At 73.5% G+C, this 13,658-nt stretch carries 9 protein-coding genes; 3 read left to right on the top strand and 6 right to left on the bottom strand.

Features of this window, described 5'->3' with window-relative positions; genetic code table 11:
• Nucleotides 1–52: 52 nt before the first annotated feature.
• Nucleotides 53–1,471 (bottom strand): glycoside hydrolase family 1 protein, encoded by a 1,419-nt coding sequence (locus tag ACU4ZT_RS11895; RefSeq protein WP_445337244.1) that lies wholly within the window; start codon nt 1,469–1,471, stop codon nt 53–55.
• A gap of 268 nt (nt 1,472–1,739) precedes the next feature.
• On the opposite strand from ACU4ZT_RS11895, the gene ACU4ZT_RS11900 reads away from it, so the two are divergent.
• Both ACU4ZT_RS11900 and ACU4ZT_RS11905 read left to right on the top strand, forming a co-directional pair.
• A complete protein-coding gene (locus tag ACU4ZT_RS11900) occupies nt 1,740–3,953 on the top strand; it encodes a hypothetical protein (protein ID WP_445337245.1) in 2,214 nt (737 codons plus the stop codon).
• 129 nt (nt 3,954–4,082) lie between these two features.
• The gene (locus tag ACU4ZT_RS11905) at nt 4,083–5,522 is read left to right on the top strand and encodes an amino acid permease (protein WP_063072564.1); all 1,440 of its coding nucleotides are present in this window, start codon (nt 4,083–4,085) and stop codon (nt 5,520–5,522) included.
• A 123-nt stretch (nt 5,523–5,645) separates the two neighbouring features.
• Here ACU4ZT_RS11905 and opgC read toward each other — a convergent pair whose 3' ends face one another.
• The 5 genes from opgC to ACU4ZT_RS11930 are packed head-to-tail and all read right to left on the bottom strand — an operon-like array spanning nt 5,646 to nt 12,249.
• A complete protein-coding gene (opgC, locus tag ACU4ZT_RS11910) occupies nt 5,646–8,267 on the bottom strand; it encodes an OpgC domain-containing protein (RefSeq protein ID WP_445337246.1) in 2,622 nt (873 codons plus the stop codon).
• Nucleotides 8,267–8,701: an ATP-binding protein gene (locus ACU4ZT_RS11915; RefSeq protein ID WP_063072587.1), complete on the bottom strand. Its 435-nt coding sequence runs from the start codon at nt 8,699–8,701 to the stop codon at nt 8,267–8,269. Before ACU4ZT_RS11915 ends, opgC begins: the two co-directional genes overlap by 1 nt.
• Before the next feature lie 13 nt (nt 8,702–8,714).
• A complete protein-coding gene (locus ACU4ZT_RS11920; protein WP_063072562.1) occupies nt 8,715–9,053 on the bottom strand; it encodes an STAS domain-containing protein in 339 nt (112 codons plus the stop codon).
• Entirely contained in the window at nt 9,050–11,002 is a 1,953-nt protein-coding gene (locus ACU4ZT_RS11925; RefSeq protein ID WP_063072586.1) for a glycosyltransferase family 2 protein, read from the bottom strand. The genes ACU4ZT_RS11920 and ACU4ZT_RS11925 overlap by 4 nt, the downstream gene beginning before the upstream one ends.
• A gap of 50 nt (nt 11,003–11,052) precedes the next feature.
• On the bottom strand, nt 11,053–12,249 hold the full coding sequence (locus tag ACU4ZT_RS11930) for a PP2C family protein-serine/threonine phosphatase (RefSeq protein WP_445337247.1): 1,197 nt from the start codon (nt 12,247–12,249) through the stop codon (nt 11,053–11,055).
• A gap of 206 nt (nt 12,250–12,455) precedes the next feature.
• Here ACU4ZT_RS11930 and ACU4ZT_RS11935 point away from each other — a divergent pair, with 206 nt between their 5' ends.
• Nucleotides 12,456–13,619, top strand: a complete 1,164-nt coding sequence (locus ACU4ZT_RS11935; protein ID WP_302621247.1) for an acyltransferase family protein — start codon at nt 12,456–12,458, stop codon at nt 13,617–13,619.
• The last annotated feature ends 39 nt before the right edge of the window (nt 13,620–13,658 follow it).

A 13,658-nucleotide genomic window follows, 5' to 3' on the forward strand; every position in this document is an offset into this window, starting at 1 on the left:
CTCCGTGGGATCCCCCGGCGCACCCGTACTGGGGGCGTCGGCCGGCCGGGCGTCAGCCGCGGGCGCGCAGGGTGTCGCGGAGGAAGCGGTACGAGGTGCGCGCCGTGCGGTCGGAGGTGCGCGGATCCACCCGCACCAGGCCGCGCGGAGCCGTGTGCCCGGCCTCCCACTCGAAGCCGTCGAGCAGGCTGCCCGCGGTGACCGCCTCGAGCCGGACGCCCGCGGCCGGTCCGCCGGGGCCGACGGCCGCCAGCGCCTGCACGAGGTGGTCGGAGATCGCGTGCGCGCGGCGCGGGTCGCGCCGGGTGCCGTCCCGGTCGTCCACCTGCTCGGGGTGGGCGGCGTCGAGGCCGGACAGCACGACCGGGGGCAGGGCGTCGCCGTAGCGCGCGCGGAGGTCGGCGAGCACGACGGGGACGAGGTCGGGCGCGACCGGGTGCCCGTCGAGGGTCGCGGGGTGCTCCGTCCACGGCAGCTCGACGAAGGGCAGGGCGGCGGATCCGGCGACGAGGCGCGGGACGGCGGCCACGCGGATCGGGTCGGCGAGCTCCACGCCGTAGAGGTCGAGCGGCTGCGCGATGGTGCGGAGGTCGGACGGGTCGACGCGCGTCAGCCGCGCGAAGGCCTCGGCGTGCGGGCCCTCGAGGTCGGGGTAGCGGCCGAGGAGCACGGCGTCGGCGAAGAGGTCCTGGTGCAGGGCCCGGGCGGCGACCGCGGCGGCCCGGTCGTCGTCGTCCGCGGAGGCGGCCTCGACCACGCGGTGCGCGTTCACGATGCCGATGCGGGCGGAGGAGCGCGATCCGCGGATCGCCTCCGCCGCGAGGCCGTGCGCGAGCAGCTGGTGGTGCACGGTCGGGAGGGCGTCGAGCCCGAGGCGGGATCCCGGCGCGTGGGTGCCGGCGACATGGCCGCCCATCGTGGTGAGCGCGGGCGTCCGCAGGGTGGTCCAGTCGGGCACGCGGTCGGCGAGCGCCTCCGCCGCCAGGTAGGCGAGGTCGCCGAAGCGGAGCGCGGTGTCGCGGTGCAGCCAGCCGCCGCGATCCTGGAGCTCGACCGGCAGGTCGTGGTCGTGCAGCGCGGCCTGGGGGCGGATGCCCGCGGCGAGCAGCGCGTCGACGAGCTCGTCGTAGAAGCCGATGCCCTCGCGCCGGAGGCCGCCGCGCGCCTCCGGCTGGATGCGGGACCACGAGATCGAGAAGGAGAGCACGTCGACGCCGAGCTCGGCCGCGAGCGCCACATCCTCGGGCATCCGCGCGATGTGGTCGGCGCCGCGCTCGGGGTCGCCGCCGCCCGCGACGGCATCGCCGCGTCGGGCGAACGCGTCCCAGACCGACTCGGTGCGGCCGCCCTCGTGCGCGCGGCCCTCCACCTTGGCGGCGCTGGTGGCGACGCCGATGCGCGGACCGCCGGCGAGGAGACCGGCCAGCTCGTCGGGCGTGGGGCGGTCGGGGACGGCGTCGGGTCGGGGCACCACGTCAGTATCGGGCACGCGGACGGCGGCTCCCGACGGAGGCCGCGCCCATCGCGCATGCGAGGCGCACGGACCGGGCATCCAGCTTGCGGGACCACTTCCGTCACGGGCGGTGCGGGCGGTTGACACGCCCGGACGATCCCGCATGAATGGGTGCACGGTGCGGTATCGGGCGAAGATCGAGGGACGCCCCTCCACGGGATCGGCGGGGGGCGATGTCCGGCGATCCCGCACGACGGCGAGGGCGCCGCGCCCGGCCCTCGAGCCGATGGCCCGCTTCGCCGCCCTGCTGGTGCTCGTCGCCGCGCTGGCCGCGGGCGGCGCGACCGCGGCGACCGCCGTCACCGGCGACGCCACGCCCACCCCGAGCCCCTCCCCCTCCGGTGCGCCGCTCCCCGCGCCGACCGTCCAGACCCCCGCCTTCTCGACCGACGGCGCGATCACCGTGACCGGCACGCGTGCGTCCGGCCAGGACGTGCAGGTCACCATCGCGAGCGTGCCCGCCGCCGTCACGCTCCCCACCGCCACCACCTGGCGCGCGACCGCCACGGGCGTCCCCGACGGGCAGAGCCCCGTCCGCGTCACCTCCGCCGGGCAGGAGGCGACCACCACCGTGTCCGTGCTGCGGGCACCCGGCGTCAACAGCTTCCCCGTCGTCACCACCGGGGTGGTCAGCGGCACCGGTTTCCCGGGCGCGACCGTCGATGCGCGCTCCGGCTCCGCCTCCTGCCGCGCCACCGTCGGCTCCTCGAGCACGTGGGCCTGCCTCCTCGCGCCGCCCCCGCCCTCGGGCACCGCCGTCCCCGTGACCGCCACCCAGAGCACCCCGTGGAGCACCGGGACGCCGGCGGTCGGCCGCGGGTCGGGCAGCTTCGATACGACCGCGCCCGGCGCCGCGGTCATCACGGCGCCCGCGGCCGGCGCGACGGTCGACGCCACGGGCATCACCATCTCCGGCACCGCGGACGAGGACGGCGCGACCGTGCGCGCCTACATCAGCGGGTACGGCGACTCGGCGTGCGCGGCCCAGGTGTCCGGACGCGCGTGGTCGTGCACGACGGGCACGCTGCCGCCCGGGCCGCTCGGGATCACGGCGACGGTCACGGATCCGCTCGGCAACATCAGCACGCTGGCGGCCGAGGTGCGCGTCACGGTCGTCGCGCCGTCCGGCAGTCCGACGCCGAGCGCCACGCCGACGCCGAGCGCCACGCCGACCCCCCGGGCCACCGCGTCGCCCGACGGCGCGACGACCACGCCCGCGCCCGGGTCGGGCGGCGGCGCGGGCGGCGGTTCCGCCCCCGGCGCCGACCCCTCCCCCGACGCCCGGCCCGGGTCCGGCGCCCCCTCCGCCGCGGCGCCCGGGACCTGGAACGCGCCCACGCGATTCGGCACCGCGCTGCAGCCGCTGTCCGCGGCCTTCACCGACGGCCGCGGCCTCCTGCCGCTGCTGCTCGCGCTCGGCGCCGTCCTGCTCGTCGCGCTGCCGGCGCTGCTCGTCCGCGGCGCGCTCATCTCGCGCTTCGGCGGCCGGCACCGCTCGGCCGAGGATGTGACGCCGCTCCGGATCGTGCCGCGCGGGGACGCGGGCACGCTCACCACGCGCGCCGCGGCCGCCGCCATCACCGACTCCCCCGCCACGACCGGGCAGCTGCTCGTGGTGGGCGGGCGCGTCGACTCCGCGCCCATCCCGATCCCGCCCCGGCGCCTCCCGGAGCCCACCCTGCTCGGCACCCGTCCGCCTCGCGAGCCCGGCCGCGCCGGACGCTGGGGCGCCGCGGCCGCCGCGCTCGTGCTCGCGGCCGCGCTGGCGTCGCTGTCGCTGCCCGTCGGATCCGACCCCAACGCCGTGCGCCTCTTCCTCGCCGCGCTGGTGGGCCTCGCCGTCGTCAACGGCGTGGGCGTCGTCGCGGTGGCGTCCGTGGCCGGCCGCGTCGGCGCCGCCCCCGCCCGCGTGCGCGCCGTCCCCGCGCTGCTCGTGCTCTCCGTCACGGCCGTGCTCCTCTCGCGCGTGCTCGGACTCGCCCCGCCCGTGGTCCTCGGGCAGGTGCTCGGGCTCGTGGCCGACGACCGCGACGACCGGTCGCGCGCCCGCCTCGCGCTCGTCCAGTCCGGCTCGCTCGCGACGCTCGGCCTCGTGTCGTGGATCCTCTACGGCCTCGTGCCCGCGGGCGGCGGCATGTGGCCGGAGACCGCGAACGAGCTGCTCAGCGTCATGACGCTCGCCTCCCTGAGCTCGGCCGCGCTGGCCCTGACGCCGGTGTCGCTGGTCCTCGGCCGCTCGCTCATCCTGCGCTCCCTCCCGCTCTGGGCGGTCGTCAGCGTGGCCGTGCTCACGCTCGGCTTCGCCGCGGTCGCCACCACCGCGCGCGGGGTCGACGCCCGCCTCTGGATCACCGCCCTCGTGATCGCCGCCGCCTTCGCCGCGGTCAGCGTCGCGGTCTGGCTCTGGATCCGCGTGGTCGAGCCCTCCGTCCGCTCCTAGCAGCGCCCCGTCCCGCCCGTCCCGATGCCACGCCGCGCCTGGTGCGGACGCGGAGCCGGGTCCACACTGGGAGGCGCCGTCAGAGCCGACGGCGCGATCCCCCGGTGGGCGACCCGACAGGAGCGGAGCATGAGCGCAGCGAGCACGTCGTTCTGGACGGCCCTGACGAGACGGAAGCCGGTGGAGGCCATCGAGGCCGAGCCCGGCGCCGGCGAGGAGGGCGGCCTCACCCGCTCGCTCGGCCTGTGGCAGCTGACGGCCATCGGCGTGGGCGGCATCATCGGCACGGGCATCTTCACGCTCGCGGGCACGGTCGCCAACCAGACCGCGGGCCCCGCCGTCCTCATCTCGTTCCTCATCGCCGGCATCGCGAGCGCCGCGGCCGCGCTCTCGTACGCGGAGTTCGCGGGCATGATCCCGCGGGCCGGCTCCGCCTACACGTACGGCTACGCGGCCCTCGGCGAGATCGTCGGCTGGTTCATCGGCTGGGACCTGCTGCTCGAGTACACCGCCATCGTGGGGGTGGTCGCCATCGGCGTATCGGGGTACGCGGGCTTCCTGCTCGACCACGTGGGCGTCGACCTCCCGGCCTGGATGCTCGGCGCCGCCGGCACGGGCGAGGGCCACGTGGTCGACCTGTTCGCCGTGGTGCTCTGCCTCGGCACCGCGTTCGTGCTCACGCGCGGCATGAAGAGCGTCGGCCGCTTCGAGCTGTACCTCGTGGGGCTCAAGGTGGCGCTCGTGCTGGTGATCGTCGTCATCGGCTTCACGCAGATCACCGGCGCGAACTACCAGCCGTACTTCCCCTTCGGCGCGGCCGGCGTCTTCACCGGCGCCGCCACCGTGTTCTTCGCGGTCTTCGGCTACGACGCCATGAGCACCGCGGCCGAGGAGTCGAAGGACGCCACCAAGCACATGCCGAAGGCGATCCTGCTGTCGCTCGGCATCGCGATGGCGCTCTACGTGCTGGCGACGATCGTGCTGACGGGCATGCAGAAGTACAGCGAGATCGACCCGAAGAGCGGCTTCGCGACGGCGTTCGAGTCGGTGGGGCTGCCCGCGGTCGCGAACGTGGTGGCGGTCGGCGCGATCGTCAGCGTCGTCACCGTGATGCTCACCTTCATGCTCGGCGCCAGCCGCGTGTGGTTCTCCATGAGCCGCGACGGGCTGCTGCCGAAGTGGTTCGCCGTCACCGACCGGAAGCGGAACGTGCCCACGCGCGTGACGTGGATCATCGGCATCGGCTCGGCCCTGTTCGCGGGCTTCCTGCCCATCACCGTGGTGGCGGAGCTGACGAACATCGGGATCCTGCTGGCGTTCGTGGTGGTGTGCGCGGCCGTGATCGTGCTCCGCTACAGGCGGCCGGAGATCCCGCGGACGTTCCGGCTGCCGCTCATGCCGGTGGTGCCGATCATCGGCATCGGCTTCTCGCTCTGGCTCGTCTCGTCTCTGCCGTGGGAGACGTGGGTGCGGTTCGCGGTGTGGCTTGTCATCGGGCTCGTGATCTACCTCACCTACTCCCGGCGCAACTCGGTGCTCGCGCCGGACAGCCCGCGCAACCGGCGCTGACGGCCGGCGACGCCCGCGGCGGTCCAGCGGCGGCTGCCCGCTCGTGCCGATGGCCTGGGTGATGGACGTCCGGGAAGGGGTGCGGAGCGCGGGTCGGCTCCGTGCGGCTCCGACCCGCGCCGATCAGGTGGGGATGACCTTGAAGAGCACCTTGCGCGTGACCATGAACCAGATCGCCGCGAGCACGAGCGTATGGACCACCGCCCCCTGCCAGGGATTCGACCTGTCGAGGAACGGCAGGCTGCCGACGATCAGCACGAAGAACACGTGGACGATGAACACGTAGAGGCTCGCGGATCCGAGCGGCGTGTAGAACCAGCCGAACGCGCGGTCGACCGGCTTCCACACCCGCGTGAGGAACGTGTACGCCACCACGAGCATCAGCCCGAGGTCGATGAGGCGGCCCGGCTGCAGGAACGTGCGCTGGTACATCGACTCGTACAGCGACGAGTAGAGGCCGTCGGGGACGCCCGGGATCGCGACCCCGTAGGTGTGCCCGGCCCAGAGCACCGCGAGGGCGCCCACGTACGCGACCACGAGGATCGACACGAGGACGCGGCCCAGCCGTCCCGTGAGCGCGCGCGTGATCTGACGGCGGTAGTAGCCGATCACCATGCCGTTCAGGAACGCGACCTGCCAGGTGAGCAGGGGGAAGACATCCTCGAACATCGACGGCAGCACGCGGATGTCGAACTGCGCGTTGAGCACGTACGCGGTCCAGCTGGCGATGAGGACGACCCACCACATGCGGCGGCGGAGCAGCCACACGATCCCCGGGACGAGCAGGGTCAGCACCACGAACAGGCCCATGATGTTGAACACCCACGGGCCCATGCGCAGCAGCAGCAGGTCGCGGATCGCGTACCAGGGCGGCGGGTAGTCGAGGAGCCGGTCGCCGTTCGGGTAGAGGTCGTAGACCTGGCCGGAGGTGACCTTGCCGTCCGCGCCCGTGCCGCGGTCGGTGAAGGTGGTGATCACGTCGGTGGCGAGGAACGGCACGAACGTGAGAGCGAAGACGATGACGACCACGGCGATCGCGACGATGTACTGCTTGAACGCGCGGCGCAGGATCGAGACGAGCGCCTTCATCTCGCCGAACTTCTTGACCGCCATCGGGTAGACCATGCCCAGCACCAGGCCGGAGAGCAGCACGAACATCTCGGCGCCCGTGATGGCGCCGATCGCGTTGATCGTCACGTACGAGTAGGGGCTCGCGACCTCGATGTGGGTGATGACCACGGCCACGATGGTCCAGCCGCGGAACAGGTCGAGGCGGCGGTCGCGGGGCGAGTTCTCGTCCGGGTAGCGCCAGCCGGGCTTGAGGCGGCCGATCGGCCCGGAGATCACGAAGAGGAGGAGGAGCACGACCGCGCACAGCACGATCCAGCCCATCTGCTCGTCCTCGGGCGATCCGGGGTCGCGGTACTGCGCGGTCGCGACGTTGGCGCGCTCCTGGTCGAAGACCTGCGTGACGGGACCGAGGGTCGCGGTGGCCGGATCCAGGTGGGCGCGGAGCGCGGACGCGATGTCCGCGTCGCCCGTGGCGCGCCAGTCGACGACGGCGTCGTCGGCCTCCGCCTCCTTCCGCTCGACCTCCCGCCAGACGACCATGCCGATGCCGGGGTGGTCGGCGCGCGTCTCGGCGGAGAGCACCTGCTCCCACCAGCCGCGCTTGACGTCGGCCTCGCTCGCGCCGTCGGTGCGCGCGGGGTCGTAGAGCGCGCCGGTCTCGATCACGGCGGGCTTGCCCGTGCCCTCGATCCACTCGGCCGCGAAGTCGCGCCCGGTGCCGCCCTGGTCGGCGTAGCCGTACTCGCCCGCGAGCTCCCGGGCGAACTTGCCCTCCTCGGGCACCACGTTCTTGCCGAACTCCTGCTGCGGGATGACCTCGCTGCCGAGGTACTCCTGGGACGGCTGCCCGACGGAGAAGTCCTGCTCGGAGCCGAAGTGCGAGGCGGACAGGCCGACCCAGTCGACGGCCTCGTCGCCCGGCCAGTAGGGGCGGTAGGCGTCGTCGTCGACGTCCACGCGGCCGTTGCCGTCGGTGTCGAGCTCGGCGATGGGCCGGGTGGCGGAGGAGTCGGTGAGCCCGTCGGCGGATCCGAACGGGTACCCGGCCGCGTAGGCGGGCGACCACACGGTGACGGCGCCCGCGTCCGAGGCGTGCACGGCGTCGGCGATCTGCCGGAACGCGGATATGTACGCGGACGGCTGCTGGCCCCAGGGGGTCCACGAGCCGTTCATCTCGGGGGCGAACCGCACGAGCGCACGGGAGTCGTAGCGCTCGCGGAGCGCCTCGAGCCGGTCGGTGAGAGCGGTGGCGTCCGCGGCGGTGAGCTCGGCGAGCGGCTCGGTGGGCTCGAGGGTGAGGAAGAGGAGCGACCCCTGCTGCGCGGCCTGCTGGGCGAACTGGTCGAGGTAGGTGACGTCGTCGGATCCGAGGGGGTAGCGCACGGACTGGCCGAGCACGGCCGGGGTGGCGCCCAGGCGATCGGCGTAGCTCTGCGCGTCGTCCGCGGTCCAGTCGATGATGCCGCCGAACCACGGCGCGGCCGGCCCGCGCGTGAGGTCGACCTCGTCCGCGGGCGCCGCGGGCGCCGTCGCGGTCGGCTGCGGCGCGGCGAGCGCCGCCGTCGCGGGCACGACGGCGAGCGCGAGCGCGACCATGGCCGCGGCCCAGCGGCGGATCCCGCCCCGGGCGGGTGCGCCCCCGCGCGCCCGGTCCCGTCCCCCGATGCCGCGCATCAGCCGCGGAGCCTGACCAGCCGCCAGCGGTTGCTGCCGTCGGTGCGCTCGTACGTGAGGTCGTCGAGGATCGCCTGGGCGAGCGCCAGCCCGCGGCCGCTCTCGCTGAGGTCGTCGGGCATGGACACCTCCGTGAGGTCGACGACGGCCGGCTGTCCGTCGTCCTCGAACAGCGCCACGATGCGGTCGTGCTGGCAGACCACGGTCATCGTGAAGGTCACGGGGTACCCCGCGCGCTGCCCCACCGCGACGCCGTGCTCCACCACGTTGCCCGCGATCTCGACCACGGCCGTCTCGAAGAGCATCCGCTCCTCGTCGCTCACGTCGAAGGCCTGGTCCCACACCGCGGCGATCACGGCGTGCACGGCCGCGAGGCTCTCGTCCACCGCCGGGAGCGTGACGTTCGCGCGCACCGGCGGCGCGTGGTGGGTCATGCCCTCCATGTCCTCACCGGTCACCGAACACGCCCTCGGGGGCGTCGTGCACGGTGAGGACGCGGTTGAGGTTCGTCAGCTCGAGCACCGCCCGCACCTGCGCGTTCGGGCGCGCGAGCCGGAGGTCGCCGCCCGCCTGCCGGGCGCGCTTGAGGCCCGAGACGAGGGCGCCGAGACCGGAGGAGTCCATGAACTCGGTGCTGCCGAGATCGACCACCACGAAGGGGCGCCCGCCGTCGATGACCTCGGTCACGACGGTGGTGAGCTGACGGGCCGACACCATGTTGAGGCGCCCGGTCGGCGTCACGACGCTGACCTCCGTGCCCTGCTCTGCCACTGCGATGTCGATCATGCGTCCTCCTTGGCCGGCGTGAAGCCCCGGTAGCGGGCCGCACGGATGATGATGCTGAAGATCGCCAGGTCGAAGACGACCCAGGCGAGGTTGGTGAACGTGCCGAGCGGCGTCGCCTGTCCGACCGCGAGGCGGAGGAGCCCGATCGCCGAGGCGACGATGAGCGCGCCGATCACGTAGAGCTGCGGCTTCACCAGGTCCCAGCGCGGCTTCCCGCTCTCGGCGCGCACCTTGGGCGTCACGGCGAAGTCGAGGGGCTTGCGGAAGAAGACGTTGGCGACAGCGGTGGTGACCGACGAGATCCACACCGGGAAGAGCGCGAGCGAGTACTGCTGCCCGCGCCAGGTGCGCTTGCCGCGGCCGACCACCGCGAACAGGAGCTGGTTGACGAGGAGGAACGGGATCAGGCGGAAGAAGAAGTCGGTCGAGAGCGCCTGCACGGGGAGCACGCCGAAGACCAGGTAGATGATGGGCGCCGCCACGTAGACGAGGGCGGTGAAGCCGGAGAAGTAGCTCCACATGGTGGCGAAGTACATGAGCCGCTGCGGGATCGAGAGCGCCTTCTGCAGCAGGGGGTTCTCGCGGAAGAAGACCTGGATCGTGCCCTGCGCCCAGCGGAGGCGCTGCGTGAGCATCGTCGGCAGGTCCTCCGGCGCGAGCCCGTAGGCGAGGACCTCGTCGTGGTACGCCGACTTCCAGCCGAGGCCGTGCAGGCGCATGCAGGTGGCCATGTCCTCGGTGACGGAGATGGTGGCCAGCGGCATGATCGACTGCGCGTCGTCGTCCCGGTGCACGTCGATGTCGCGGATGATCGCGCGCACCGCGTCGAGCGCCCCGAGCGGCGACCAGTCGCGCTGGGCCAGGCGGGTCATGGCGCTGTCGTCCACGAGCGACACCGCGTCGCGGTCGGCGGAGTGCCGGCCGGCGAGCGCGGCGATCTCCGCGAGGTCGGCCTTGAGCGCCGACATGTCGTCCTGCACCATGCGCGCGGCGATCGAGTCGACGCGCTTCTGGAAGCGGTACGTCACGTCCGCGAGGCGCTGGCCGCGGCGGAGCTCGGCGCGGGCGCGGCGCACGTCGTAGGTCACGTCGTCGAGCGCCTTGCGGAGGTCGACCTGGTCGGGCTCGAGCTCGGCGCGCGCCTTGTCGAGCACGTCGTTCGCGGTGCGGAGCGCGCGGAACACGCTGATCTCGGTGTCGGTCACGTAGCGGGAGACGCCGAGCAGCATCAGGGCCTCGCGGCGGAGGATCGCGTTGGAGCCGCAGAAGAACGCGGCGTTCCAGCCGTCCTTGCCCTGCTGGATGGGCCCGTAGAACAGGGGCGCCTGGCTGCCGAGCGGATCCGCGTCGGGCACGTTCACGAACACCTGCGGCGTCTGCACGAGCGCCATGCGCCGGTCGTCGAAGTAGCCGAGGGTGCGGTCGAGGATCTCGGGCTCGGGCACCTGGTCGGCGTCGAGGATGAGCATGAACTCGCCCTCGGTCGTGAGCAGCGCGTTGTTGAGGTTGCCGGCCTTCGCGTGCCGGGCCCGGCCCGACCAGTCGGCCGAGCGGGTGATCCAGCCGATGCCCTCGGCCTCCGCCAGGTCGCGCAGCTCCGTGCGGTTGCCGTCGTCGAGCACCCACGTCTTGTGCGGGTAGCGGATGCGCTGGGCGGCGCGCGCGGTCTCCATCACCAGGTCGAGCGGCTCGTTGTAGGTCGCGATGAACACGTCGACCGTGAGGCCGGGTCCGGGCACGGGCGGCTTCGGGCGGTCGCGGGCGCGCCACATGGTGAGGCCGAACAGCAGCGAGTCGATGAGGCTGTAGGTCTCGGCCATCACGAGCGGGATCGCGATCCAGAGCGCCTCCGGGTTCACGGAGAACAGCAGGCGCCAGATGATGTAGTTGAGGCCGAGGATCGCCGTGATCACGGCGAGGATCCGCACGATCGCGAAGCGGACCGTCATGCGCTGGGCGCGCGGACGCCGCGGCGCCGCGGTCGTCGTCGTCGTGGTGCTCATGCGCGCTTCACCGCGAGCACCGTCACGTCGTCGAGGGGCGTGCCGGCGGAGGCGAGGATCCGCACCCGCTCCACGAGCGCCGCCACCCCGCCCGACTCGCGCACGAGGGCCCCGATCAGCTCGAAGGCGGGGGTGCTGCCGCCGAACATGTCGAACAGGCCGTCGCTGAAGGTCACGAAGGTGTCGCCGTGGGCGAGCACGACGTGGCGCTCCTCCCACTGGTGGTCGGGGATGATGCCGACGGGCATGTCGGTCGTGCCGAGGTGCGTCACGCCGCCGCCCGGGTGCACGACGATCGTGAGGCCGTGCCCGGCGTCCGCGTAGCGGAGGAGGCCCGAGGCCTGGTCGAGGTGCCCGTGCTGCAGGGTGACGAACGCGCCCGTGCGCTCGAGGTCCGCCTCGAGGGAGCGCGCGGCGTCCGTGACGAGGAGGCCCGTGTCCTCCAGCACGCCGGCGCCGAAGCGGTCGGCCGTGGCGGCGACCCCGCGGAGGACGGCGCGCACGGTGGCCGTGAGGATCGCCGCGCCCGTGCCCTTGCCCATGACGTCCGCGATGGCGAAGCGCAGGCCCGACGGGGTGCGCTCGTAGTCGTAGAAGTCGCCGCCGACGACCTGGGCGGGCACGCACACGGCGGCGATCTCATATCCCGGCAGCTGCACCTCGGCTGCGGGCAGCAGCGCGGACTGGACCGCGTGCGCGCGCTCCATCTCGGCGCTCGCCACCAGCTCGCGCTGCGCCCACTCCGCGAGCTCCTCGAAGAGGGCGAGCTGCGCCCCGTCGAGCGAGCGCGGCCGGACGTCGTAGAGGCAGAAGGTGCCGACGACCACGCCCTCGGTGTCCCGCAGCGGATGCCCGGCGTAGAAGCGGATGTGCGGCTCCCCGGCCACGCTCGGCAGGTGGCGGAAGACGGGATGCATCTGCGCGTCCTCGACGACGAGCAGGCGCTCCTCCCGGACGGTGGTGTCGCAGAAGACCGTGCTGATGGGCGTCTCGGAGAGCTCCGCGCCCGCACAGGAGGCAAACCACATGCGGTCGTGGTCGGCGAGCCCGATGGTCGACAGCGGCACGTCGAACGCCGTGCGGGCGAGCCGGGTCACACGGTCGAACCGCTCCTCGGGCGGCCCGTCGAGCAGTCCGAGCGCCTCGACGGCACGTTGCGCGGCGAGTGCCCGCGCGTCCTCGATCAGAGTCATCCCCGCCCCTTCGCCGTCATGGACCCCCGTCCACGGCACCCGAACCCCGCGGGTGCCTCAACCATACGTGCGCGGAAGGATCGCGTACTACCTCAGTGGCCGCTCGGCGTCGAGATAGGTGGTCGTCTCAGTGGTGGGCGGGTGGGGGCGGCCCGGGTGGTCTCCGTCGGAACCCATCCGCGTCGCTGTCCGCGGGGCGCGGCCGTGTGCAAGGCTGCACTGATGACGAGCACCGCCGGCATCGCATCCCGCCGCCAGGAGCTGACGGGCTGACGGGGATCCGCGCCCTCGCGGCGGCGTGGGTGGTCGTGGAGCACTTCCGGCTCGTGCTCTACGGGTTGTTCCCCTCCGCGCAGGAGGTCATCGGCCCCTGGGTCCGCTCCGGGTTCCTCGGCGTCGAGATCTTCTTCGTCCTGAGCGGCTTCATCATCGCCTACAACTACGCCGACCGGTTCGCGACGCCCTCCTGGTCCGGCTACCGTGCCTTCCTCGAGCTGCGGTTCGCGCGCATCTACCCCGTGCACCTCTTCACGCTGCTCGCCATGCTCGCGCTGGTCCTCGGAGCCCGCATCCTCGGTGTCGCCCTCTCCGCCGACGGCGGCTACACGCCGCTCTCGTTCGCCGTCAACCTCCTGAACGCGCAGACCGTGTTCGGCCTCTCGGCCTGGAACGGCCCCGCGTGGTCGATCTCCGCGGAGTTCGCGGCCTACCTCGCGTTCCCGCTCATCGCGATCGGACTCGTGCGGCTGCGCACAGCAGCGTCGGGCTTCGGGGCAGCGGCGCTCCTGGTCGTGGTGGGCGCCGCGGCGATGCTCGCCGCCGGGGCGCTGGTCATCGACTCGCCCTCCGCGTTCCTGCTCATCTGGCTCCGGATCGCGTTCGAGTTCACCGCGGGCTGCTGCCTCTTCGCCGGCTGGCGCTGGCTCGGCGACCGCCGCTTCGGGTGGGGCTGGGACGTGACCGCCGCTGTCAGCGTCCTCGCGCTCGCCGTCGCACTCGCCTCCATAGGGGTCGAGGGCACGCAGCCCCTGTCGACGCTGCCCGTGATCGCCCTGTTCGTCCTCGCCTGCGCGGGCGCCACGGGTCCGGTCGGTCGGCTGCTCGGCTCGCGGCTGCTCCTCTGGGGAGGCCGGATCTCCTACTCCGTGTACATGACCCACTTCATCGTGCTGATGGTGCTGGGGGCGCTGCTCCCCGTCGGGCGTTTCGCGGATGCCGGCACCGGCGTCAAGCTGGCCATCCTGGTCGGCCACTACGCCGTCGTGGTCGCCGTGGGGGCCGCGTGCTACCACCTCGTCGAGGAGCCCGCGCGGAAGGCCGTCCGGTCGCGCATCTCGCGTCGGTCCCGGGGCCCCGCCGTCCGACCGTAGCCCGGGAAGCCGCGCGGACGCCCGGCTTCCCGGACCCCT

This window comes from Clavibacter davisi (assembly GCF_052751415.1).